Origin of the sequence: Vibrio sp. THAF64, from assembly GCF_009363455.1 — a bacterium.
GTDB classification, from domain to species: Bacteria; Pseudomonadota; Gammaproteobacteria; order Enterobacterales; family Vibrionaceae; genus Vibrio; species Vibrio coralliilyticus.
The window spans coordinates 1,381,614-1,405,577 of record NZ_CP045355.1; the positions used below are offsets into that span (position 1 = coordinate 1,381,614).

Genomic DNA, 23,964 nt, shown 5'->3' on the forward strand with positions numbered 1-23,964 from the left:
AGTAGAGCTTTAGGTTCGACTATGGCTCTACATGATTGTTAGGTTGAAGGGGTACTTAAGAAGGATATGTGAATTATGAGCTTGGTTCCTGAATATATGTATCCCAATCCTTCGTTAGTTCTTCGTCTAACAGAATTTGGAGCAAGGTGACGTTATCACTCGCTGAATTAAAACTGAATCTAAAGGAGTTGTCACTGTATTCTGCACCTGAAAAGCCGTAATCTGAAAGTGTCAGCTTGTTTGCTTTAATGACCTGTTTGATTTCAACATGATCTTCGAAATAGTTTAACCCTCCGTTGAAAACAGATTGATGTCCAGAGTTACATCTAACGTTCTTAATAGAATAAGTACCCGGAGGAATTTTATTAAACACTACGTAAGGTTCTTCTGTGTCAACATAGAAGCTAAGGACATGAGGTTTTGCTGTTTCGGAACTGGTGTCTTGCATCTCTAACGCGAGACTTTTACATGGGAAAGTTTGAGAAGATTTAACAAAGGTAGTGAGGAATACGATTGAGCCATCTCCGGATTTAGGGCCTAACTCGGTAACATTACTATTTGAAACTGATTGGCAGCCAAATAGAAACAGTGATACTGCGGAAGTAAGTATAGACTTGAGCATAAATGTACATTTATAAGTATTTGGTCTTAAAGTTCATTTATATCATATAATTGGTCAATAATTAGAGCGAGTTGTGGATCTAAAAAATCTGCCAGCAAATGGCTGGCAGATTGGTACTAACGTTTTAGTTATGAACGAGAGTGAGACCGCTTGGCAGTGCATCACCAAAGACGCGTTTCGATTCGCTTTCGGATAGCTCTTTGACGTCTTCAACCAGCGAGACCCAAGATTCTGGAACCTTGCTTTGTTTCAGCTTAGTTAGAACTTGTTCGCGGTAGTCATCAGAGATATCGAACAAACGGTCACCTGTCTTACGGCAAATCATCACGGCGGCAAACGCAATCATCGGCTCCTTGAGCCAGTTTTGTTCGAGCAATTTAGGCAGCCACTGTTCAGCTTGTTCACGAGGAATCACACTATGCTGGCTACCGTACAAAGGTGTGCGTGACGCTAGGCGGCCCAACGCCCACCAATGAGCTTGTTCAAATTGATTGTGGTTGATGGCTTTGCTTAAGAACCAGCTGGCTAACAGCACCTTATCTTCCACTTCAAGATGCTCAAGTGATGCAGAAAGTCTAACCATCGACTCGTAACCCATATCTTGTGCCGCTTTGGCTGACTGAGGATTCTTCATCGCACCGGGGTGTAAGTATTTGGCAATATCAGCCAACAGTGTTTCTTGTTGCTCCTGACTTAACCCGCCCGCGATGCGACGCCAGAACACCCACCAGTCTGTCCAGCCTTGGTGGTTTTTGAACTGAATTCCTTGTTGGTAAAGGCCCCACACTTGTTCGATTCGCCAAGAGTCGGTGGTATCGCCAAAGCCAGGTCGCAGTGAGAACCCTGCCAAGCGAAGCCAGTTTTTCTCATGAGCTTCTGAGCGGCGACGGCGTTTACGGCCTTGTGCAAAAGCATCGAACAGGTGACGTAAGGTCGTGAAATCCCAGTCGTCTCGTTTACCTAACTTTCTTTCTAAGTCTTTTGCAAGTGTCTTGATTTCTTTTGCGTCGGCGCTTTTCTTGTTGCCGCTGTAGAGGCGAGAGATGAGCTCTTTAGATTCTGTCAGGCGTGGGTGCAGTTGCTCTTGCTCTGTTTCGTCCGCTTTTTGATTGCGAACTTCGAATTCCAGCTCCCAGCGTTTGTTGTCATTTTCAACGCTGACACATTCCATTTTTAGCGTGCCAACTTCAGTTAGCTGGCAGGCCAGTTGTACTTCAACACGTTCTTTCTGGTTAGCTTGAAGATCAGTCCCTTCACTTTCCAGAGTTGAAATATAGGGAGGAAGAGGCGAGAAGATATCTGGGTCCACTTCGACCATCACACCGTTTTGAATTTCGGTGTTGTGAGTCAGAGTGTCGTGGGTTGACGTCAGCAGGTTAAAGCGAACTGGCTCACCCAGTGTTAAGGAGAATCGACGTCCACTTAAGCGAATCTCATGCCCTTCGTCCGTGCCTTTCGCCAGAAGGCAAAGTGCTTTGCCCATCTTATTTTTTTCCTGTAAATGCAGGAAGTAAGAACGTGCGGCACCGCCACCAATCTTGAGCTGAGCGCCACGGCGAGCCTTACCAAATGCGACGGCACCAAGAGCGACTGACCAATCAGGGTGTGGGTTATCGAGTACTGTCACGGGAGCGTCGCGCCAGTTGCCAAGTAGGGTTGTGACTCGCTCGGTAACCAGCTCGCTATTAAATACACCACCGTTTAGTAGCAGGCCGACCGGAACGGCAGGCGTTGATGTGTCTTCCTGTCCCAGTGCGGAATAAGAGACTTGTTGATGCTGATTAAGAAACTCTGCTACGTGCTTACTGACCGCTGGATCTGCAACATACGGTAATCCAAACTCGACCATCGCACTGCGGCGTTTGTCTGGCACTTCACTGAAATCAGAAAGTGGGAAAAAACCATCCAGAGCAATTTGATGTACTTCTTGCTTGCTGAGGCCAATACTCTTTGTCCCGCCAAGTAGCTTAGACCCACTGCCCAGCATGGTGATTTTTACTTCGTCAGGCGCGCTCACTGACAGCAAATCTTCTTTTGCTTTACGAGTTTGTTGAATCAGTTTAGTTAGGCTTGCTGCGGTGAGCTTCTTACTTTGATTGAAGCGGCTTTCCGCGAGGTGTGCTAATGCTAAGTCAAGGTTGTCACCACCAAGCATCAGGTGTTCGCCAACACCAATTCGATCCAATGCTAACTCATCGTTGTGATACTTCGCTTCTATCAAACTTAAGTCGGTAGTACCGCCACCGACATCGCAGACCAGAATTAGCGGCAACTCTTTGAGCTCGTCTGCAGCCGTTTGCTGGTGGCGTGCATACCAGTCGTAACACACCGCTTGAGGCTCTTCGAGTAAGACGATTTTCTTCAAACCCGCCAGTTCAGCGGCTTCCAGAGTGAGCTTACGCGCGGTCTCATCAAACGAAGCAGGAACAGTTACGACGACGTCTTGATCTTCTAGCTTGTTACTTGGGTGACGATAGTTCCACGCTTGGCGAATGTGGTTGAGGTAACTTGCGCTGGCAATGACAGGCGAGACTTTGTCGACGTCTTGTGCACCAGCCCATGGAAGGATATCTGAGCTACGATCTACTGCTTGGTGCGAGAGCCAGCTTTTGGCACTGGAAACTTGTCGGCCTTCTACTTTCGCGCCTAATTCACGCGCCCATTCACCAACGATGACATTACTTATGTCGCCAGAAACGGATTCGTTTTCCCAAGGAAGTGTCAGGTCAGAAGGGGAGATTTGACCAACGGCTGGGTGGTAGCGGAAAGAGGGCAGCAGTGGCTTACGAACCACTTCACCCGGACCAATCAATTGGTCGATATCAAATAGGGATACTTCGGATTGTTCAAGGTTGTCGGTGATTTCACAGTAGGCAACCACAGTGTTTGTGGTGCCAAGGTCAATACCAACAAGAAAACGAGGAGATGCCATACAAACCTTCGTGTATTTAAAAACGGCACCCGATTGGATGCCGTTTGATTTTTATTTATTCTTCTTCGTTTGAGTCGCTTTTCGCGTCTTCGCGTACATCAAACTCAACATGCCATTTTTGACCGTTATCTGCGGCAATCGCTTCTAAGTAAAGCGTACCAAGCTCTGTCACGCGAGAAGCTAGGGTAACTGGCACCACTTCACCTTCACGACGACCTTCAGAGACAGGTAGAGTAACTTGAATCTCTGGTAGCTCTTCCAACTCATCAGGGCCCCAGTGGTCAAGGTGTGTACCTGCTTCGTCTTCACGGCGAACCGTCGAGCCAAAGAACTGGAAGTTCACAGGCTGGCCGATGATGAGACCAAATTCCTGACTTGGTACTTCAACCGCAGAGCCTTCTTCCATACCAAATGGTGCCACACACAGAGCTTCCATTGGTGGAGCCATGCCCGGAATCGCTGGCATAGCACTCTCGATGCCCACATAGTAGCTCGATGCAATACCGCCGCGAATTCGCACACCTTGGCCGCGACGCACGGAGCCATAGTAAGAAGCGCCACTTGCAACCGCCAGATCCAAATCCACGCCAGTTAAACGTTGAGCCATCTCAGCATCAGCGTCGATCAACCACTCGTTGATGGTTTCTTCTAGGCGATTAGCCAGCAGGTCTGATTTTAAAACGCCACCGTTGAACAAAATGGCCGTTGGTTTGATAAAGTCGGCTGAAGGTGCTTCAGCGCCGCCCATACCTGGCATTCCAGCAAATGGATTGAACTCGGTTGAAGCGCTTTCTCCACCTTGAGCATTAGCCTGCTTTGAAAGGAAAGCCGCGATGTGTCGTGTAATCCCTGCATCTTGCGCATACGGAAGACCCATTTGAGTCAGGGCGCCGCGATTACGCTGAACTGGATGCTCAGTAACGGCAACTTTCGGGAAGAAACCGTCCACTAGTGTTTGCTGAACTTCTTCTTGCGTCAGTTCCGTCTTCAAGGTGGCGCCAAGCAGTTTAGAGCCGCGACTTGGTACTACGATTGGCACTGACTGAAGTTCGCTGTCGTTCAATAGTGCTTCTTTCGCGTCACGACAGGCGTGCGTCATCGCTTGAACTTGCCATGGTTGTAGTTCTTTACCATCTTGCGCTAGCTTCATCTTCAAGCGGTACGCAAGGGCAAGGTCCATGTTGTCACCGCCGAGTAGGATGTGTTCACCTACCGCGATACGGTTTAGCGTCAAGTTGCCTTCGTCTTCGGTGACTTCAACCAGAGAAAGGTCAGTGGTACCACCACCGATATCCACAACCAGCACGATGTCGCCAACTTCGACTTCATCACGCCATTTGTCATTGCTGTTGTCGATCCAGTTATATAGAGCCGCCTGAGGTTCTTCTAACAGCGTCAGGTGAGTTAAGCCAACATTGCGTGCTGCTTCAGCCGTTAAATCACGAGCCGCGGGATCAAAAGACGCCGGTACGGTAATCGTCACATCTTGCTCTGAAAGCGGGTCGCTAGGATGAGTGTGGTTCCATGCATCTTTGAGATGCTCAAGGTACAGCTCCGTTGCGCGAAGCGGAGATACTTTCTCTACTTCTTCTGGACTACCAGCAGGAAGGAACGCATCACGTCGGTTGACACCAGCGTGACAAAGCCAAGATTTTGCACTTGCTACAAGGCGAATCGGCGTTTTTGAACCAAGGTTACGAGCGATTGCACCCACTAGAGCTTTAGGCTCAGAGGACCAAGGCAATACACGAGCTGAAGGGGTCATCTCGTGCTCGTGTGGTTGATACAGGAACGAGCCCAGCTGATTGCGAGTTTCTACGGTGCCCGGTGCGGTCAGCTGAGAAATCGACATGACTTCAACACGCGCGTCTTCGCTCGATGTATCCACATAAGACAGTACGCAGTGAGTGGTACCTAAGTCGATACCAACGCTAAACTTTGGCGTTTCAGCCTGCATGGTGTTCAGGTTTTCCATTACAGCTCAACCTCAGCAGGAGCAATGACAGAAGCATCGTAGTTTTCAGCCAGTTTTGGAAGGTTCATTTCGCGTGCTTTCCAGCCTTTATGAACCAGAGTGCCGCTGAATGGTGCACTGCCAGTCACGTTACCCGTTAAGCGAACCTCTTGTGGGTTAAAACCTTCTTCAATAGTAACGCGCGTTTCTTCATCTTCATTACGGATGTGTTCAAGCGTCACGTAGTCGTTCAGTACTTTCTGGCCGCCAGTGTGAATAACACGCGCCGCAGCGCCGACATCTTCGTCTGAGAACGATGTCAGGTCTTCTTTCAGGAAGTCAATCAGGCGAGCTTCTTGCTGCATGATAGATAGTAGTTGCATGGCAGAGTCGGTAGAAGCTGTAGCAAGTTTTGATTCCACTTCCACGACTTTCTCAATCACTTTTTCAACTTCGACCACTTTTTCTACTTCAACGATCTTTTCGACAGGCTTTTCAACTTCGACGATTTTCTCAACTGGTTTCTCAACCACTTTTTCGACGACTTTAGATTTGCGCGAAACCGCAATCAGAAGTAAAAGGACGCTTGAAGCCGTCAGGCCAGCGTGCAGCATATCGAACGTTTGAGGGATCATTTGTAAATCGAACGTCATGACATTTCTCTTAATTGATGGAAGAAATAGGAGTCACACTTTGACTGCTATTGTCGTAATTATTGGGTTAAATTGGGGCAAATATTATCACATTCAAGTCTACAGGCCTTCAGAAAAGAGGCGGTAACAGGCCTGATTGATTTGTTTTTAGTCATTTTTAGTCACACTATAGGTAAGTTGACCAAAATGACTGGGCAGTTCGACAGAAGATTGCAGAAGATCTGCTCAATCAAATCGGTGGCATTCGAGTTTTGACCTCAACTGAGGTAGAATTCGGCGCTTTATCAGAATACTAAACATAGGCGAGCAATGAACCATAACCGTATAGTTTGTTTCGATCTGGAAATGTGCTGTTGGAATGAAAACGGTGTCGGTACTACGGGTGAAATCATCGAAGTCGGGCTGGCAGAAATCGATCTTGTGAAAGGCGAGATCGTTAAGCGTGCTCAGTACTATGTCAAACCCGAACAGGATGAAGTGTCCCTGTTTTGTTCGCAGCTCACCGGAATTACGCCACGCAAAATTGAAAAGCAGGGCCGCCCGCTTGAAGAAGTATTGAAGTCGATGATCAAGAACTTTGGCGGCGCGAATAAGATTTATGCGTCGTGGGGTCGTGATGATCGTATTTTGGCGCAAGAATGCCAAGACAAAGGCATTGAGATGCCGTTTAAAGAATTCATCAACTTAGCCACTTTGTATCGCGTTCAACACCGCCTCAAAGATAAACGCATTGGTCACAAAGCCGCTCAGGAAGCGCAAAATATTGAGTGGGAAGGGCGGCAGCATTCTGGGTACGTTGACGCGTACAACCTCGCCAAATTAGCATTGACGATGCTGTGATAAAAGAGAGATGTAAAGGGAGCCTAGGCTCCCTTTTTTGATTTTAGAGCCTTTCTGATAGCAGCGTATATCATCGAAGTTTTATGACTAAGCTCGGTGTAATGCTGGAGCGGCAATGTCCTAGAGAGTATGGAGTAAAGCCTATTGGATTCGGCTCATTAAACTAAAGGTGGCAGTCAACGTATCCTTTTTCGTTTTACAGGTAGAACTGGATAGCAAATAAATTCAACCTATGAAAAGAAAATTACTCACTATTACCTTCAACTATCTGTAATTTGGCGCGAATAAATTCACTATGATCGACATACAATAGTTCTGCGGTTTTGCGAATGACGGCATCTTCCAGTGGGTCAATCTCGCCGTCGGCATGGGCAACTTCCCACATCGCTTTGATCAAATCGAAGCGGGTTTCTTGACTGAGTTCTCTCAACTGAGATGTAAACTCATAAAGGGAGGCAGATTCTTTACTTTTTACTTCTGCACGGTCGAGTAGCGCTATGGCTTCTTCGTTGCTTAGATCCAGCAATCTTGTCAAAAGTTGAAGTTTGGCTTCGGTCTCTGTCTGATTGATTTGATGATCCGCCCCCGCGACTTCGCACAGTAAACAAGCGATAGCGAGATTTGGATCGGTACCTGCGTGGTTTCCTAGATCCTGACCATCGATGAGTTGTTTAAATAGGGTCGTGATTGAATTCAACATGTGATGCGCCTCAAAATTTGTTCCTATTTCTATAGATAGTGATTATATGAGGCGAGCACAAGTGTCTTTACAAAAAGATTACTTTTCTTTTATCGGTGGGAAATCAATTTCCTTGCCGTCACCCGTCAATATTGAAATGCGCAGAGGCTTTCCGTGGTCGTCAAGTTTCAGCTCACCAATGGCGCTGGTGTTGACCAAACGGCGAACGCCCTCGGTATTAGGATCGCGCTTTTTGATTTTTAATCTCTTTCGCTTGGTCAGAAAGTTCAGTAGCGAGCGAGGTGAGTAGAGTAGCCTGTCCATATGATCACACACCGCCAATAGCGGCTCAGGGAACTGGTTTTTAAATCCACTGGAAGTGATTTGGTAAATGTTAGGACTGGAGCGTCGAAAGCGCAGCTTAATGTCGTAAGCGAAAGAGTAGTGCACGTCGCCGGACAAGATAACAAAGTTGGTTGGTGTTTTGGTGTGGGTGAAAATACTCAGTAGCGTATTAGCGCTTCCTGGATGTGCCATCCAGTTCTCTGCGTCTATCACTAGTGGCTGACCGAGGGTCGTCATGCCTTTTTGCAGCGCTTCAATGAATTTCACACCGAACATAGGCGCTGCAGAAACAACGATCACCTTGTCCTGATGCATCAGCTCTTGTTGAAACTCGATCAGAGCTTCCCAATCCATCAGGCCAGATGGTTTGTTCATTCGAGATTCTGAGCGCCATCTTCGAGTTCGGGTATCCAACACCACGACCTTAGGGGAGGTGTGGATAGTAAAGTGCCACCTTTCGAAGCTGTAAAGATAACGAATGAAGTCGTCTTGGTGTTGTTCTGTGGGGCTTTTTAAATAGTTGAGAGCGACAGACAAAAACTCATGATTGAAGTTATCTGGCTCATTCCCCCAGCCTTGGCATAACCAGTAAGCGATTAACCCATTACCAATAATCCGGTTAGAGAACGGGTTGCTGTACGCCGCTTTTTCCCATCCCACCGTCAGATTCCAGTCATCTGTGACATCATGATCATCAAAAATCATGTAAGTCGGCACGTGGGCAAACAGCCTATGGACCTGAGGTAAGCCCTGAATGAAATCTTCCAGTATGTGCTTTTCTTCACGCCATTGCTGCTGCCATTTAGGCGACAGTGTTTTGCCATTGTGAGTGAATGCTTCGTCGAGCAAACGTGTCAGATTGAGGCACGGCCAAAGTGTCGGTGACCACACCAAGATGTACATGGCGAAAAACTCAGCGAAGGTGATCAGATGGTTTTCATTCTCTCGAGAACTGAAGATCGGCACATGCCGTTTAGGAAAAAACTTGGTTAGTAAGGAGCCATCATCCACATAGTGGGGCAGTATTTTATCCCGCCCGTAAAAACAGTCTGGATGCGCGTACAAAGCTTCTGTGGAATCAATCGGCGCGTCACTGAACGATTCAGAAGGTAAGCCAAGCATGTCAATGGTTTGCAGGATGACATCCAACATAGGCCCCGCAACATGATCGGCATAGATCTGGTCGCCACTCATGACCAACATGTCTGGTCGCTCGTCCAGTGATTGAGTGGCTAGTTTAGTATCGATGCTGACTAACGCATCTTTGCTTGGGTGGTGTGGATTGCGACAAGAGCCGTGCAGAACATAATCCGCTTTGGTTGAAATCTTAAACGTGAGTTTTTCTTCATCCTTGTACAGTAAATGCGGATTTAGCTCACTAAGCGGGCCTAGCTGAGTCTCAAATTCGTAACTAAGAGCGACATCGGTTGGAAAATGATGTTTGAAATGCGCCAAGGTGACAAAACAGCGAGTACCGACCTGAATTTGATGGCAGTGATGGAGGTTTTCCTGAAATACCACCCCATGATCCGGTTCATGATGAAGGACAAATTGGCCTTCAAGCGGGCGACTGGTGACCAGCCAGAAGACAAGCTCTTCTGCGGTGGATTTTCTTAATATCGGGCCGGCTAATAGGAAGGGTAATTCAGGCGTCGGTTTCATTGGTTCTCTGTTGGATCCTTAGGTACTTCAGGGTCTTCCATGATTTCGATGATCTCGGAGCTCGACATCTCATGACCCATAAGAAAGAGGGCCAGCATAGCATCTGCTTTGGTTTTTGTATCGGAGCTTTCGTCAAGAATTTGTTCAAATCGTTTACGAATCATGTCAACTTCATGTTCGACAAAGCCACGTCCTTCCTCCTCACCTTGAGCTTCTTCCGGCGCGTTATCAAATTCTAAGAACAGCATCTCATCGTCTAGGTGTGTATTGACCAAGCGTTCGGGCAGCCATTCTTCACCCGTGACAATGTTAGGGTCTTGGCCTTCAGGAAGGGAGTCGAGTAGTTTCTTTAAATCTGATGCTTTCACAATTATTGGATTTAGGCGAACATATACTCTTATATTAACGGTGAATTGAGCTTAAAGATAAGTATTAACTTTATCGATTGATGAGAATTTGAGTCGTTCAGTCAGTTTTGGACAAAAAATGATTAATATAAATAGACAGTTGGCACTGACGATGTTGGTCGCGAGTGCCATCAGTTTTTCTGCAACAGCCGAAGAAGAAACCAGCATCAGTGAACAGAATTGGGGTATTGCGGCTGTCTACCGTATGGCTTCTATCCCTTTTTATACTGGTAATAATGACCAGACGGTTGGTACGTTTGTACCTATGATGTATTTCGAGAACGAGCATGTGTTTGTCGAAGGCTTGCAGGGCGGAGCTTATCTTTACAAGCCAGAGGATGAAGCTTTTCAGTTAAGTGCATTGATGCGGCTGCGATTTGTTGATATTCCTTCTTCAGAGCAAAACTCGAACGGAGGAGACGCCGTCGATTTTGGTGGCCAGTTACGCTATTTCCTCGAAAATGATTGGTATCTTGATGCTGAATTGATGACGGATGATGAGTTTCGTTTTCACAGCAACTTGAGTATCTCAGGCGAGTTTGAATATGGGGACTGGGAACTTAAGCCACATGCGCGCCTGCGTTATAAAGACGCCGACTTTAATAGCCAGTATTACACCTTCTCAGATGTCACTAAAGAAAATGTCGGTGGTGGCGTGGATCTGAATGTGGGAATCGATGCTCGTTATCATGTTTATTCCAATCTATATTTGCTCGGTTCCACCAGCGTAACTCGCTTGGATAACAATGCGTATCACTCCAGTACGGTTGAAGACCGCTATCAAGGTGAGTTTTACATTGGTTTTGGTTTCTTCAACGACAAGTCAAAAGCACCGAAGTCTGAGCTCAAGAACAAACGCTATTTCCGAATTGCGCACGGTTGGGCAACGCCGTCTAACATCGGCGATATCATGAAGCTCAATACAGAGAAGGATCCTTACAACAACCAGATGACCTCTTTCTTCTATGGACACCCACTGACAGATGAATTGTTTGGTGTGCCGTTGGACATCTATTTTACGCCGGGTATTGTTCATCACTGGTCCTCAGATGTGCAATCTGCCAGTACTGAGTATGTTGCGGCGATTAAGGCTTACTATACCTTCAACTGGCCCACTCAGTGGCGATTTGGCGTTGCCGAGGGTATGTCGTTCATTGATAGCATTACCTACATTGAGCAGACTGAAATGGACTCCAAGGGATATAACGCGAGTAATTTGTTGAACTATTTAGATTTCTCTTTCGACGTGAATGTGGGTGATCTGATCAATAATCGAGATTTGGACAATATGTGGGTAGGGTATTCGCTCCATCACCGCAGCGCGATATTTGAGCAAGCATCTCAGTATGGCCGGATTAAAGGTGGCAGTAACTACAACAGCATCTATGTTCAGTTCGATTTTTAACCGAAAGATAGATAAAGCCGTTAGTGATGAATTCGCTAACGGCTTTTTTGCGTTTTAGAAGTGGAATTCAGCGCTCAATGCATAGCTGTTCTCAACCACTTTCGCTTCGTACTGTGTGTATTCAAGAGCAATACGTGCAGGGCCCAACTTTACACCGGCACCGACACCGTAATAGATGTCGTCGCTGTCTTTGATGTTGTTTTGGAAGTGACCCACACCTAAACGGCCGTAAATATCGAAAATAGTGATAGGTAGAGTCAACTTAGCGCTGGCTAGCCAAGCATTTGAGTAGATGTGCTCTAAGTCTTTGTTGGTATCAACAAAGTCAGCGTAACCCGCTTCCACAGAAAGCAGTGAGTTAATCGCGTAGCCTGCGTAAAGGTTGTAACCACTGTTTGTGTCGCTCAGATCCAGATCGTCGTTTTTAACTTGGTAATCTGAGTACAAAAAGCTCGCACCGATGTAAGGGTTTGCCATAACTTGACCGGCGAAAAGAAGCGCTGCGATAGGGAGGATGACGGTTTTCAATTTCATGATTAACTTTCTCTTAAGTGTATCTATATAAAGGTTTATTGGTGTAATTAGCTGAAGTTGTAAGGAAGCTCATTCCTTTCCAGACGATCCATGTTTAGCTGGAACTTCAGTTCTTCCAGCTGCTTGCGTTTATCAACGCTGATTGTATTGCGCTTTCTTCTGCGCCCCCTTGGCTGCAATGCCACAATACAGTCGAGTACATCTTGTGTTTCGTCGTTGAACATAAAATGCCTTTTTCGTAATCAGACAGACGTTATAAGCAAGGTCACGAGATGAACGTTCGTGACCTCATTTGGACGAGGCATAGAATGGAACAAGGCAGGGTATTAGACATAACAAGGCGATAAGCTTGTTATAAATCACGCTAAACTTATTATTTTCTGATTATATAAATTTCATAAAATACAGCGCATTAGCACCAATCCTGGGGTTAATAACTAAATCTGTTGGCAGTTTTGGGCTTTGATTACAGCAAAATCAGGCTTGGCTTTGACGGAAAATTTGCTTTGCGCATTGAGACATTTGCCATAGCGACTGTGATACAATCCGCGACAGTTTTATGTAGTGAAAAGAATAGGTAACGCTTTGACTTCGTCACAGCCAGAAAAAAATCCCGCTTCTGAAGACAAAGGGCAGGCTAATAACGCCGCCTCTCTTCGCAAGGCATTGAATCAGTGCATGCTTAAAGACAGATTTCGTCTGAGCAAGCGCATTTCAGGCGCGAGTAAAATAAAGAAAGAAGCGTCTCGTCATGCTGTGTTTGACGAAATTGCATTGGATATCGCCAAATCCATGATGGATGTAGAGCAAAGAGCCAGCTATAAGCCCACCATTGAATATCCAGAAATACTGCCTGTTAGTCAGAAAAGAGATGACATTGCAAAGGCGATAGAAAACAACCAAGTGGTTATCGTTGCCGGTGAAACAGGCTCAGGTAAAACCACTCAGTTGCCAAAGATTTGTGCTGAACTTGGACGTGGTCAGTATGGCTTGATTGGTCATACTCAGCCAAGACGTCTTGCAGCTCGTTCGGTGGCGAATCGTATTGCTGAAGAGATGGAAACCAAGCTGGGTGAGTTTGTAGGCTATAAGGTTCGATTTAACGATCAGATTTCAGACAATACTCAAATCAAATTGATGACTGATGGTATCTTGCTGGCAGAAATTCAGCACGATCGCTTCTTAAATCAGTACGACACCATCATTATCGATGAGGCGCACGAGCGAAGTCTCAACATCGATTTTATTCTCGGCTATCTCAAAGAGCTTTTGCCGCGTCGCCCGGATCTGAAAGTGATCATCACTTCGGCGACCATTGACCCTGAGCGATTCTCGAAACACTTTAGCGACGCGCCTATCATCGAAGTGTCTGGTCGTACTTATCCGGTTGAAACACGTTACCGTCCGCTACGTGGTGACGATGACGTCGATCGCGATCAGTTAGAAGGTATTTTTGACGCAGTTGATGAGCTGTGTGATGAAGGATTGGGCGACATCCTGATCTTCATGAACGGTGAACGAGAAATTCGCGATACTGCTGACGCGCTAGCAAAGCGCAATCTAAAAAGCACTGAAATTGTACCCTTGTATGCACGTCTCTCAGCGGGTGAACAGAACAAAATTTTCCAACCTCATGCAGGACGTCGAATCGTATTGGCGACCAACGTTGCTGAAACCTCTCTGACAGTACCGGGCATCAAGTATGTCATCGACCCGGGTACGGCGCGTATCAGTCGCTACAGCTATCGTACCAAGGTACAACGTCTGCCGATTGAACCAGTTTCTCAAGCGAGTGCGAACCAGCGTAAAGGTCGTTGTGGTCGTGTTGAGGAAGGTATCTGTATTCGTTTGTATTCGGAAGATGATTTTGAATCTCGTCCAGAGTTTACGGATCCAGAAATTCTTCGTACCAACCTAGCGTCGGTTATTCTCCAGATGACGGCATTAGGATTAGGTGATATTCAAGCGTTCCCGTTCGTTGAAGCACCTGATAAGCGCAATATTCAAGATGGTGTGCGACTTCTGGAAGAGCTGGGTGCCATTAATGAAAATGCGAAAGATCCTAAAAAGCGTCTGACCTCGATTGGTCGCCAGTTAGCCCGTTTGCCGATTGACCCTCGTTTGGCTCGTATGGTTCTTGAAGCGCCAAAATACGGTGCATTGAAAGAAGTAATGGTTATTGCTTCAGCGCTGTCGATTCAGGATCCAAGAGAAAGGCCGAGCGACAAACAGCAATCGTCGGATGATAAACACAAGCGCTTCTTCCATGAAGAATCGGATTTCCTGACGTTTGTTAATTTATGGGATTACGTTCAGAAGCAGCAGAAGGCATTGACCGGGAACCAGTTCCGCAAACAATGTAAGCAAGATTACCTAAACTACTTGCGAGTGCGTGAGTGGCAGGATGTCTATTTCCAGATTCACCAGTCTATGCGTGAAATGGATTTCAAGCTCAATGATGAACCTGCTAGTTATCAAGGTACTCACAGCGCGATTTTGGTCGGGTTGCTCTCCCATGTTGGTATGAAAGACCAAGAGAAAAATGAGTACCAAGGTGCGCGCAATGCGAGATTCCATATTTTCCCTGCATCAGGTTTGTTTAAGAAACAGCCGAAATGGATTGTGTCAGCGGAGCTGGTGGAAACCTCGAAGCTATGGGGGCGCATTATTGCCAAGATACAACCTGAATGGATTGAACCGCTGGCGAAGCACCTCATCAAACGCAGTTACAGTGAACCTCACTGGTCGAAAAAGCGCGCAGCTGTCATGGCGCACGAAAAAGTGATGCTATATGGCATTCCGATTGTGCCTAAGCGTCTGGTGAATTACGGCAGTATTGACGCGACGGTGAGTCGAGAAATCTTTATCCGCAGCGCCCTTGTTGAAGGTGAATGGGATACCAAGCACGCATTCTTCAGACAGAATCGTAAGCTGCTACAAGAAGTGGAAGAGCTGGAGCACAAGTCCCGTCGTCGTGACATTTTGGTCGATGATGACGAGTTGGCAGATTTTTATGATCAACGAGTTGGTACAGAAGTAGTCTCAGGTCGCCATTTTGATACGTGGTGGAAGAAAGCGTCTAAAGAGAACGGCGAACTACTGAACTTTGAAAAAGAGATGCTGTTTAAGGGTGACGCGAGCCACGTTACCGATCTGGATTACCCTAACTTCTGGCACCAAAATGGTCTCAAACTGAAACTGAGTTACCAGTTTGAACCGGGTGAAGACAATGACGGTGTGACAGTTCACTTACCTCTGCCTATATTGAATCAGGTTGAACAAGCGGGGTTTGACTGGCAAATTCCGGGGCTGCGTCATGAACTGGTCGTAAGCCTGATCAAATCGCTTCCTAAGACAATTCGTAAGAACTTCGTACCTGCACCGAACTACGCTGATGCGTTTTTAGCTCGTGCCACGCCAATGGAAGCACCTTTACTTGACGCTCTGGAAAAAGAGCTTCGTCGTATGACGGGTGTTGAAGTGCTGCGCGATGATTGGAACTTGGATCAGGTTCAAGATCACCTCAAGGTGACATTCCGCGCCGTGGACCATAGAAACCGGAAGCTGAAAGAAAATCGCGATCTTCATGAGCTAAAAGAAAGCCTGAAAGACAAGGTTCAGGAAACCCTGTCGAAAGTTGCAGATGACGATATCGAGCAGCAAGGCCTTCATACTTGGAGCTTTGGTGAGCTGCCGAAAGTGTATCAACAGAAACGTGGTGGTTACAATGTTAAAGCGTATCCAGCGATTGTAGATAGCAAAGACAGTGTTGAAATAAAGCTCTACGAGACAGAGCAAGAGCAGGTTTCAGCGATGAGAGCGGGTCAGCGTCGTCTGATTTTGCTTAACGTACCATCTCCGATTAAATATCTGCATAGCAATTTGCCGAACAAGTCTAAGTTGGGTCTTTACTTTAACCCTTATGGAAAAGTACTCGATCTGATTGATGACTGTATCGCGTGTGGTGTCGATAAGCTTATTGAAGAAAAGGGCGGCCTAGTTTGGCAGCCTGAGCAGTTCGAGCAGCTTAAAGAACACGTTCGAGCCGAGCTCGGTGATACTGTTGTTGAGATTGCGAAACAAGTTGAGACAATTTTGACGACCGCGTTCAGTATTAATAAGAAGCTAAAGGGTAAGATAGACTTCACAATGGCTTTTGCTTTGTCAGATATCAAAGCTCAGATTGAAGGACTTATCTTCAAAGGATTTGCAACGGAGTGTGGCTGGAAACGTCTTCCAGATATATTGCGTTACATGAAAGCGATTGAGCGTCGTATGGAGAAGTTGCCGATCGATCCTAACAAGGACCGTCTGCATATGCTGAAGATTGAATCAGTGGCCAACGACTATAAAGAATTGCTCAACAAAATTCCTAAAGGAATGGCGGTACCAGACAACGTCAAAGAAGTACGTTGGATGCTTGAGGAACTGCGCGTCAGCTATTTTGCTCAGCAGTTAGGTACGCCATATCCGGTATCGGACAAACGCGTGAAGAACGCGATTGACGATTGTTAGGTATATAAATTGCATAAAAATTTAAACATAACAAAATTTTGACTGAGATTGGCAGAGGATTGCCGCGGCAGCTTCTGCTAAGGGAAAATAAAGAAGGTTAATATGAAAAAGACACTACTCGCACTAGCATTATTGGGTGCATCAGCAACAGCATCAGCAGACTCATGGATCTACGGCAGTGCAAGTGTAGGTCAAGCAGACTTAGGTGGTGAGTCAGCAACGTCATACAACGTTCATGTCGGTACTGGTATTTTGCCACTCATCGGTCTGGAAGCGGGCTATCAAAACCTAGGTGATTACGACCGTGTTGATTACTCTGGTATCAAAACTAACCTGACTGGTTCTTCAGTTTACTTTGCAGCTAAACCAAGTCTCGATTTTGGTCCACTGCATATTTACGCGAAAGGCGGTCTACACTCATATGATATTAAAGCCGATGGTGGTTTTAAAGAAGATGAGATCGACGTAATGTATGGTGTTGGTGCGGAATACTTCGTCATGGGCCCTATTTCTCTAGGCGCGAGCTACAGCGTATTCAACATGAAAGAAGACGATGTGAAAAACTTCTCGCTAAACGCGACATTCCACTTCTTGTAATAGACACATCACGAAAAAGCCCGGCTATGTTACTAGCCGGGCTTTTTATTACCTGAAATCAGCGCTTAAGCTTGCTGCTTATGTAGTTCAGCTTCTTTCGCTTCTTCTTCAATCAGTGAATCAACAATCACAGCACAAGCGGCGTCGCCTGTGATGTTCAATGCGGTACGGATCATGTCGAAGATACGATCAAGAGCGAACAGTAGAGGTAGACCTTCGATAGGGATACCTGCTGCCAGAAGAACGGCAACAACTAGGAACGAAGGACCAGGTACACCTGCTTGGCCAACTGCACCAAGCGTCGAGGTAATAATGATGGCAATGTACGCGCCCATACCAAGATCGATGTTGAATAGTTGCGCGAAGAAGATAGCGACCAAACCGTAGTAAATGGCGTTACCTGACATGTTGATCGTTGCGCCTAGCGGGAGAACGAAAGACGCTGTCGAGTTTTTTACACCTAGCTCATGCTCACAGGTATCCATCGTGACTGGCAGAGTTGCCATTGATGAAGCAGTAGATAAGGCCACGGCTTGAGGTTTCTTCATTGCTGTCAGGAATTTCTTCGCAGAGGTCTTAGTGAAGATGTGTACCATAAGAGGGTAGGCCACGAAACCAAAGATAAGAATTGCAGCGATGTAGACAACAAACAGTTTGAATACCACCATCAAGGCGCCAAAACCGAATGTTCCTACGGCTTCTGCCATCAGGCCAAATACACCTAGCGGAGCAATGATCATAACCTTGTTGATCATCCAAACCATCGCATCAACAATACAGTTTACACCGTTAATGATTGGGTCACGACGCTCTTTTGCTTGCTTAGAAATCGCAATACCAAAGAACATACAGAATACTAGGATTTGCAGTATATTTGCTTCGTTCAGTGACTGGAAAACGTTTGTTGGGATCATACCTGTGATGGTTGCCCAGAAAGAAGGTAGTTCACCTTTAGAAGCGTACTCAGAAGAGAACATGCCCTCGATACCTGAAACATCGATACCCATGCCTGGTTTGAATACTTCACCCATAAACAGTGCTAGGGCAACAGCAAGTGCTGACGTTAAGCCAAAGTAACCTAAGGTGACCAAGCCCACTTTACCAGCAGATTGGCTATTACCTAAACCCGCAGCACCTGAGATCAAGGCTACGGCGACCAAAGGGATAACCAGCATTTTTATTAAATTGATAAAAATCGCACCTAATGGAGCGAAGATGGTAGCGCTGTCTCCCATGAAGGCACCTACGGCAGTACCTACAATCATAGCGATGACAACCTGAACGCCAATGTTGCTTAGCAAATTCTTTTCTTTTAACACTTCCATAACCTCTGTGCTAACAAAATTTAAATTCCCAGAATTACCATCTAAGTTAAATATTTTAATTAGATAATAATTTCGCCTCGCTTTTTACACGTTATTTTTACATTTAGCAATAAGGTGCAAAGTCAATCGAGCCAATTAAAAGCACTTTTATTGATGAGTGATAATTTTTTAACCAATAGCAAACGTTTGCTATTGGTTTGTTGGATGGATTTTGGCTTTGTAATGCATTGTGCGATTAGGCGGTGGGGTGGAGGAGTTACACTGACATGTTAAAAAAAAGATCGGTTTCTCTAATGATTTAAGAAACCGATCTCATAGAAGTTTAGATGGCTAGCACTTTACTTTTGTGTTGCTGCCTTCATCGGTGAAACAAAACTAGCCAGCTGATTTAACATTTCTTGCGGAGACTCAACGTGTGATTCGATGATTTTGACGATAGCAGAGCCTGAAATCGCACCAGCAGCACCAGACTCAATGGCTTGCTTAACCTGTTCTGGCTGAGAGATGCCAAAGCCCAACAATGATGGTGGAGCATCGTATTTATTGAGTTTATCTAAAAGATCACTTACTGGCATGTTGGCCTTTGTTTCTGCACCGGTTACACCAGCACGCGAGAGTAGGTAGGTATAGCCGCCACCTAGTTCAGCAACTGATTTTAGTGTCTCTTCTGATGCCGTTGGCGGTGCAATGAAGATAGGCTCAATGCCGTGCTTCTTAGCCGCCTCAACAAACTCTTGGCTTTCATTGGTTGGTACATCAGCAATCAACACAGAATCGATGCCGGCATTCGCACAACGCTGGTAAAAACTATCGATACCGCGCGCGTAAACAAGGTTTGCGTACATCAGAAGGCCGATTGGGAGTTCTGGGTATTTGGCGCGGATTTTTCCAATCAAATCAAAGCAGATATCTGGAGTTGCTCCAGAATCCAGTGCGCGAATGTTCGCTCCTTGAATAGTAGGGCCATCCGCAAGTGGATCCGAAAACGGAATACCCAGTTCAAGTGCATCGGCACCCGCTTCAACCAGTGTCTCCATAATTTTGAGGGACTGCTCCGGGTTTGGATCGCACACGGTTACGAAAGGAACAAATGCACCTTGGTTTTTCTCGTTCAGGCGCTCAAACATAGACTCATAACGGCTCATTAGATAACTCCTTTTTCTTCTAGAATGGCGTGAACAGTAAAGATGTCTTTGTCACCACGACCTGATAGGTTTACGACGAGAAGTTGTTCTTTGTCTGGGTTCTCACGAGCCATACGTAGTGCATGAGCTAGTGCATGAGATGACTCTAGTGCAGGAATAATACCTTCACTGCGGGCAAGTTCTTGGAATGCTTCCAAAGCCTCATCATCGGTTACGTTGTCGTACTCCGCGCGGCCAATTGCATTTAAGTGAGCGTGCTGAGGTCCAACTGAAGGGAAATCAAGGCCTGCAGAAACAGAGTAAGATTCTTCAACTTGCCCGTTTACGTCTTGCATCAGTGGAGCTTTCATTCCAAAGAAGATGCCTGTTTTACCGTGCTTAAGAGGGGCGCCATGCTGGTCGGTATCGATACCCTTACCTGCAGGCTCAACACCGATCAGGCGAACCGTTTCCTCTTCAATAAAGTCAGCAAACATACCGATTGCATTTGAGCCACCACCCACACAAGCGATGACTGCATCAGGAAGGCGACCTTCACGAGCCAGAATCTGGTTTTTTGTTTCTTCGCCAATCATGCGTTGGAAATCACGCACGATGGTCGGGAATGGATGAGGACCAGCAGCGGTACCCAGCAAATAGTGAGCTTCTTCGTAGCTTGCTGACCAGTCGCGTAGTGCTTCATTACATGCATCTTTAAGAGTTGCGGAACCCGAGTGAACAGGAATGACTTCCGCGCCCATAAGTTTCATACGGAACACGTTCGGGCTTTGACGTTCTACGTCTTTTGCTCCCATGTACACGCGACATTTCAGACCAAGCAATGCACAAGCCAGTGCAGTTGCCACGCCGTGCTGACCTGCACCAGTTTCCGCAATGATCTCGTTTTTGCCCATACGCTTAGCTAACAGTGCCTGACCTAGCACTTGGTTAGTTTTGTGTGCGCCGCCGTGCAATAAATCTTCGCGCTTGAGGTACAGTTTGGTTTTAGTACCTTTGGTCAGGTTGCGAGTCAGTGTTAGCGCCGTTGGGCGACCTGCGTACTCTTGCAGCAGGGTCATAAACTCGCTGCGAAACTCTGGGTCTTCTTGCGCATCGATAAACGCTTGTTCTAGCTGTTCCAGTGCAGGAACGAGAATTTGTGGTACATACTGACCACCGTATTCGCCGAAGTAGGCATCAAGTTTTGCCATGGTTTTATTCCTTCAATTCAGTTTGGCATTGCTGTTTAGCACACCAAAAAATTTCTTTAATTATGAGTAATTGATCTTTAATAAATCTATTTAGTAGCTGCGAATCGCATCAAATGCCTGTTGCAACTTCTCTGCATCTTTCTTGCCGGGTGAAACTTCAACGCCTGAGTTTAAATCCAGACCTAGACAGCCTTGTTGGGCCGCTTTCTGAGCGTTGAAAGGTGAAATGCCACCCGCGAGCATCACTTTTGATCTATCACCAATCAATGACCAGTCGAAGACTAGGCCTGTACCACCCGTTTGAGAACCAACTTTGGTATCGAGTAAGTGGCGGCTGACTGGAGTGTCTAGCAGTTCTGGTGAGCTGTCAGTAACACCGTAAGCTTTCCAGATTTCAACTTGATCACCTAGCTGCTCATGGATCGCAGTGACAAAGTTCTGGTCTTCATCTCCATGCAGCTGAACAGCGCAGAGGCCAAGCTCTTGCGCAATACCAACCACGGTGTCGACATCATGGTTTTGGAATACGCCCACATATTTCAAAGGAGCACCGGACATGGTTAGGCGAGCGGTTTCTAAATCCACGCAACGCTTCGACTTAGAGACAAAAATCAGCCCGCCAAATACTGCACCTGCTTGGTAAGCTTTTGCAGCATCATCTGGGTGTGTCAGACCACAAACTTTATTTTCACCTAGTGTGACTTTGCGTACTGCCAGCTCTAAGTTTTCTTCTGCCATCAATGAGCTGCCGATCAGGAAGCCATCAGCAAAATCTGCAAGATCTCGTACTTGCTGGTGTGTGTAGATGCCTGACTCCGAAATGATGGTTGCTTCTGGTGCCAGCTCACGTATTGTTGGTGCCAGCTCTTTGGTGCGGTTCAAATCTGTTGTTAGGTCACGTAAGTTGCGGTTATTAATACCAATAACTTTAGCGCCAAGTTTTACTGCGCGGTGTAACTCTTCCTCATTACTGACTTCGGTCAGAATGCCCATGTTGAGTGAGTGAGCTACTTCTTCCAGTGCTTTATACTCGGCGTCATCAAGTACGGATAGCATCAGCAGAATTGCGTCAGCAGAATAATGGCGAGCTAGATAAACCTGATAAGTATCCACCATAAAGTCTTTACACAGAATCGGTTGAGATGTTTGCTTTCTCACTTGTGGCAGGAAATCGAAGTTTCCTTGAAAGTACTTTTCATCTGTGAGCACTGAAATCGCATCAGCGTGATTATTGTACACGGACGCAATGTAATCGAGATCAAAGTCGTCACGAATCAGTCCCTTGGACGGAGACGCCTTCTTACATTCTGTGATGAAGGCAGTTTTTTTACCGCTTACCGCGTCATAGAAGCTACGATCAGACGGAGTTAACGCCTCTTTAAACTGCTCCAAAGGTTGAGAGGCTTTACGTTCTTCCACCCAGATGTACTTATCACGAACGATTTTTGCCAATACTTCTGCCATTTGCGCTTCTTTTAGGGACACGTGCTCTGAAAGTTTATCTTGCGTCTGAGTCATCTTTTGTTTCTTCCTTAAGGTACTTAGGCGTGAGCTGCTAGCTGATTAACCAGCTCAAACGCTTTACCAGAGTTCATAGCCTCAATAGCTTGCTGAGTGTTGGCCTTGAGATCTTCATGACCAAATAAACGCATGAGAAGCGCTACGTTAACCGCTACCGCACCCAGCTGGGCATCGGTGCCTTTACCAGTGAGGATATTGGTAATAATGGCTTTGTTCTCTTCAGGATCACCGCCTTTAATTGCTTCAAGCGGATGCGCTGTTAGGCCAAAGTCTTCTGGAGTCAAAGTGTATTCAGTAATTTGCCCATCTTTGATTTCCGCCACTGTGGTGTCGCCATGAATTGCAACTTCATCTAGGCCGCTACCGTGCACTACTGCAGCGCGCTTCATGCCCATCTTAAGCATGGTTTCAGCGATAGGACGGACTAACTCTTCGCTGTACACACCCATGAGCTCAATATTTGGACGAGCAGGGTTAATCAGAGGGCCTAAGATGTTAAAAATTGTGCGGGTTTTCATGGTCTGACGAACAGGCATAGCGTGGCGAACACCACTGTGGTATTGCGGTGCAAACAAGAAAGCAACGCCGAGTTTATCTACCGCAGTGCGAGTATCTTCAGCGCTCATGGCTAGGTTGATGCCAAATGAATCAAGCAGGTCAGAAGAGCCAGATTTGCTTGAAACACTGCGGTTACCGTGTTTTGCTACTTTCAAACCACATGCCGCAGCAACAAAGGCAGCAGTGGTCGAAATGTTGATGGTATTGTGGCCATCACCACCAGTGCCCACGATATCCGCGAAATCATAGTCAGGGCGAGGGAATGGATTTGCATTGGCAAGCAGTGCTTTTGCTGCACCAGCGATCTCATCCGGTGTTTCACCTTTAATCTTGAGTGCTGTCAGCGCCGATGCCATAAGAATTGGATCAAGTTCACCGCGAATAATGATGTCAAAAAGCTGTTGGCTTTCTTCCTGAGTTAGCGGTTGTTGTTCATAGAGTTTGTTGATGATCGTTTCCATTCTTATTTGCTCCTTATTGCTGCACTGACGTTAGATTTGATTCTTGTAAAGCCCACTCAATCGCATTGGCTAACAGCGTTGCGCCGTGAGTAGTCATGATGGATTCCGGGTGGAATTGAAAGCCACAAATTTTATCTTGTTCATGGACCACAGACATGACGAGTCCATCGACCTCTGCAGTTACGGTAAGTGTTTCAGGTACCTGTGTAGCCACTAACGAATGGTAACGTGCAATGGCAAGTGGTGAAGGTAGGTCAGCATATGTCGGATGATTCTGGTGCTCCATCATCGACACTTTGCCATGGACAATTTCACCCGCGCCAGCAACGGTACCACCATAGGCTTCAACAATAGCTTGATGACCGAGACAGATACCGATCATCGGCACTTTACCTTTTAGGCGTTGGATGACTTCCGGCATGGAGCCAGCTTCAGATGGCGCCCCTGGGCCGGGAGACAATAACACAACCGGATTGTCTAGCTCGTTGACCGCGTTTTCAATCGCTTCCGCAGCAATGTGGTTGCGGTAGATTTTGACGTCGTGTCCGAGTGAGCGAAACTGATCCACTAAGTTATAAGTAAATGAGTCAAAGTTATCGATAAATACAATGTTAGCCAT

At 46.4% G+C, this 23,964-nt stretch carries 19 protein-coding genes; 4 read left to right on the forward strand and 15 right to left on the reverse strand.

Annotation, left to right across the window (positions count from 1 at the left end; all coding sequences use genetic code 11):
* Nucleotides 1–73 precede the first annotated feature (73 nt).
* From FIU99_RS06290 to FIU99_RS06305, 4 genes are all read right to left on the reverse strand, one after another.
* Nucleotides 74–622, reverse strand: a complete 549-nt coding sequence (locus FIU99_RS06290; RefSeq protein WP_039951626.1) for a hypothetical protein — start codon at nucleotides 620–622, stop codon at nucleotides 74–76.
* Between the two features lie 124 nt (nucleotides 623–746).
* A complete protein-coding gene (locus tag FIU99_RS06295; RefSeq protein WP_006958957.1) occupies nucleotides 747–3,554 on the reverse strand; it encodes an Hsp70 family protein in 2,808 nt (935 codons plus the stop codon).
* A 55-nt stretch (nucleotides 3,555–3,609) separates the two neighbouring features.
* On the reverse strand, nucleotides 3,610–5,529 hold the full coding sequence (locus FIU99_RS06300) for an Hsp70 family protein (RefSeq protein ID WP_006958956.1): 1,920 nt from the start codon (nucleotides 5,527–5,529) through the stop codon (nucleotides 3,610–3,612).
* Nucleotides 5,529–6,161, reverse strand: coding sequence for a DUF2760 domain-containing protein (locus tag FIU99_RS06305; RefSeq protein WP_006958955.1), 633 nt, complete (start codon nucleotides 6,159–6,161; stop codon nucleotides 5,529–5,531). Before FIU99_RS06305 ends, FIU99_RS06300 begins: the two co-directional genes overlap by 1 nt.
* Nucleotides 6,162–6,470: 309 nt before the next feature.
* Here FIU99_RS06305 and FIU99_RS06310 point away from each other — a divergent pair, with 309 nt between their 5' ends.
* Nucleotides 6,471–7,001: a 3'-5' exonuclease gene (locus tag FIU99_RS06310; protein ID WP_006958954.1), complete on the forward strand. Its 531-nt coding sequence runs from the start codon at nucleotides 6,471–6,473 to the stop codon at nucleotides 6,999–7,001.
* A 244-nt stretch (nucleotides 7,002–7,245) separates the two neighbouring features.
* On the opposite strand, the gene FIU99_RS06315 is transcribed toward FIU99_RS06310, so the two are convergent.
* The 3 genes from FIU99_RS06315 to FIU99_RS06325 form a co-directional block, all read right to left on the reverse strand.
* Nucleotides 7,246–7,701 carry a TerB family tellurite resistance protein gene (locus tag FIU99_RS06315; RefSeq protein WP_006958953.1) on the reverse strand — a complete coding sequence of 152 codons (456 nt, stop codon included), beginning with the start codon at nucleotides 7,699–7,701 and terminating at the stop codon, nucleotides 7,246–7,248.
* A gap of 78 nt (nucleotides 7,702–7,779) precedes the next feature.
* Complete coding sequence (locus FIU99_RS06320; RefSeq protein WP_006958952.1) at nucleotides 7,780–9,687, reverse strand: hypothetical protein; 1,908 nt, start codon at nucleotides 9,685–9,687, stop codon at nucleotides 7,780–7,782.
* Nucleotides 9,684–10,055, reverse strand: a complete 372-nt coding sequence (locus FIU99_RS06325) for a hypothetical protein (RefSeq protein WP_006958951.1) — start codon at nucleotides 10,053–10,055, stop codon at nucleotides 9,684–9,686. The genes FIU99_RS06320 and FIU99_RS06325 overlap by 4 nt, the downstream gene beginning before the upstream one ends.
* Nucleotides 10,056–10,206: 151 nt before the next feature.
* Between FIU99_RS06325 and FIU99_RS06330 the strand changes: the two genes are divergently transcribed.
* Nucleotides 10,207–11,499: a MipA/OmpV family protein gene (locus FIU99_RS06330; RefSeq protein WP_006958950.1), complete on the forward strand. Its 1,293-nt coding sequence runs from the start codon at nucleotides 10,207–10,209 to the stop codon at nucleotides 11,497–11,499.
* A gap of 54 nt (nucleotides 11,500–11,553) precedes the next feature.
* Here the strand turns inward: FIU99_RS06330 and FIU99_RS06335 are convergent, their stop codons facing one another.
* The gene (locus FIU99_RS06335) at nucleotides 11,554–12,033 is read right to left on the reverse strand and encodes a porin (protein WP_006958949.1); all 480 of its coding nucleotides are present in this window, start codon (nucleotides 12,031–12,033) and stop codon (nucleotides 11,554–11,556) included.
* A 47-nt stretch (nucleotides 12,034–12,080) separates the two neighbouring features.
* On the reverse strand, nucleotides 12,081–12,257 hold the full coding sequence (locus FIU99_RS27305; protein ID WP_006958948.1) for a hypothetical protein: 177 nt from the start codon (nucleotides 12,255–12,257) through the stop codon (nucleotides 12,081–12,083).
* A gap of 361 nt (nucleotides 12,258–12,618) precedes the next feature.
* Here FIU99_RS27305 and hrpA point away from each other — a divergent pair, with 361 nt between their 5' ends.
* Both hrpA and FIU99_RS06345 read left to right on the forward strand, forming a co-directional pair.
* The gene (hrpA, locus tag FIU99_RS06340) at nucleotides 12,619–16,548 is read left to right on the forward strand and encodes an ATP-dependent RNA helicase HrpA (protein WP_172856433.1); all 3,930 of its coding nucleotides are present in this window, start codon (nucleotides 12,619–12,621) and stop codon (nucleotides 16,546–16,548) included.
* A 102-nt stretch (nucleotides 16,549–16,650) separates the two neighbouring features.
* Nucleotides 16,651–17,145: an outer membrane beta-barrel protein gene (locus FIU99_RS06345; protein WP_006958945.1), complete on the forward strand. Its 495-nt coding sequence runs from the start codon at nucleotides 16,651–16,653 to the stop codon at nucleotides 17,143–17,145.
* Nucleotides 17,146–17,210: 65 nt separating this feature from the next.
* Here the strand turns inward: FIU99_RS06345 and FIU99_RS06350 are convergent, their stop codons facing one another.
* From FIU99_RS06350 to FIU99_RS06375, 6 genes are all read right to left on the reverse strand, one after another.
* The gene (locus FIU99_RS06350) at nucleotides 17,211–18,470 is read right to left on the reverse strand and encodes a dicarboxylate/amino acid:cation symporter (protein ID WP_006958944.1); all 1,260 of its coding nucleotides are present in this window, start codon (nucleotides 18,468–18,470) and stop codon (nucleotides 17,211–17,213) included.
* A gap of 338 nt (nucleotides 18,471–18,808) precedes the next feature.
* Nucleotides 18,809–19,615, reverse strand: coding sequence for a tryptophan synthase subunit alpha (gene trpA, locus FIU99_RS06355; RefSeq protein WP_006958943.1), 807 nt, complete (start codon nucleotides 19,613–19,615; stop codon nucleotides 18,809–18,811).
* The gene (gene trpB, locus FIU99_RS06360) at nucleotides 19,615–20,805 is read right to left on the reverse strand and encodes a tryptophan synthase subunit beta (RefSeq protein ID WP_006958942.1); all 1,191 of its coding nucleotides are present in this window, start codon (nucleotides 20,803–20,805) and stop codon (nucleotides 19,615–19,617) included. Before trpB ends, trpA begins: the two co-directional genes overlap by 1 nt.
* Nucleotides 20,806–20,895: 90 nt before the next feature.
* Nucleotides 20,896–22,323, reverse strand: a complete 1,428-nt coding sequence (gene trpCF, locus FIU99_RS06365; RefSeq protein ID WP_006958941.1) for a bifunctional indole-3-glycerol-phosphate synthase TrpC/phosphoribosylanthranilate isomerase TrpF — start codon at nucleotides 22,321–22,323, stop codon at nucleotides 20,896–20,898.
* A gap of 23 nt (nucleotides 22,324–22,346) precedes the next feature.
* The gene (gene trpD, locus FIU99_RS06370) at nucleotides 22,347–23,345 is read right to left on the reverse strand and encodes an anthranilate phosphoribosyltransferase (protein WP_006958940.1); all 999 of its coding nucleotides are present in this window, start codon (nucleotides 23,343–23,345) and stop codon (nucleotides 22,347–22,349) included.
* Between the two features lie 13 nt (nucleotides 23,346–23,358).
* On the reverse strand, nucleotides 23,359–23,964 hold the full coding sequence (locus tag FIU99_RS06375; RefSeq protein WP_006958939.1) for an aminodeoxychorismate/anthranilate synthase component II: 606 nt from the start codon (nucleotides 23,962–23,964) through the stop codon (nucleotides 23,359–23,361).

Coding starts and splice junctions, on each gene's coding strand:
- FIU99_RS06290 (WP_039951626.1), bottom strand. CDS start 622: ATGCTCAAGTCTATACTTACTTCCGCAGTATCACTGTTTCTATTTGGC.
- FIU99_RS06295 (WP_006958957.1), bottom strand. CDS start 3,554: ATGGCATCTCCTCGTTTTCTTGTTGGTATTGACCTTGGCACCACAAAC.
- FIU99_RS06300 (WP_006958956.1), bottom strand. CDS start 5,529: ATGGAAAACCTGAACACCATGCAGGCTGAAACGCCAAAGTTTAGCGTT.
- FIU99_RS06305 (WP_006958955.1), bottom strand. CDS start 6,161: ATGACGTTCGATTTACAAATGATCCCTCAAACGTTCGATATGCTGCAC.
- FIU99_RS06310 (WP_006958954.1), top strand. CDS start 6,471: ATGAACCATAACCGTATAGTTTGTTTCGATCTGGAAATGTGCTGTTGG.
- FIU99_RS06315 (WP_006958953.1), bottom strand. CDS start 7,701: ATGTTGAATTCAATCACGACCCTATTTAAACAACTCATCGATGGTCAG.
- FIU99_RS06320 (WP_006958952.1), bottom strand. CDS start 9,687: ATGAAACCGACGCCTGAATTACCCTTCCTATTAGCCGGCCCGATATTA.
- FIU99_RS06330 (WP_006958950.1), top strand. CDS start 10,207: ATGTTGGTCGCGAGTGCCATCAGTTTTTCTGCAACAGCCGAAGAAGAA.
- FIU99_RS06335 (WP_006958949.1), bottom strand. CDS start 12,033: ATGAAATTGAAAACCGTCATCCTCCCTATCGCAGCGCTTCTTTTCGCC.
- FIU99_RS27305 (WP_006958948.1), bottom strand. CDS start 12,257: ATGTTCAACGACGAAACACAAGATGTACTCGACTGTATTGTGGCATTG.
- FIU99_RS06345 (WP_006958945.1), top strand. CDS start 16,651: ATGAAAAAGACACTACTCGCACTAGCATTATTGGGTGCATCAGCAACA.
- FIU99_RS06350 (WP_006958944.1), bottom strand. CDS start 18,470: ATGGAAGTGTTAAAAGAAAAGAATTTGCTAAGCAACATTGGCGTTCAG.
- trpA (WP_006958943.1), bottom strand. CDS start 19,615: ATGAGCCGTTATGAGTCTATGTTTGAGCGCCTGAACGAGAAAAACCAA.
- trpB (WP_006958942.1), bottom strand. CDS start 20,805: ATGGCAAAACTTGATGCCTACTTCGGCGAATACGGTGGTCAGTATGTA.
- trpCF (WP_006958941.1), bottom strand. CDS start 22,323: ATGACTCAGACGCAAGATAAACTTTCAGAGCACGTGTCCCTAAAAGAA.
- trpD (WP_006958940.1), bottom strand. CDS start 23,345: ATGGAAACGATCATCAACAAACTCTATGAACAACAACCGCTAACTCAG.
- FIU99_RS06375 (WP_006958939.1), bottom strand. CDS start 23,964: ATGGCTAACATTGTATTTATCGATAACTTTGACTCATTTACTTATAAC.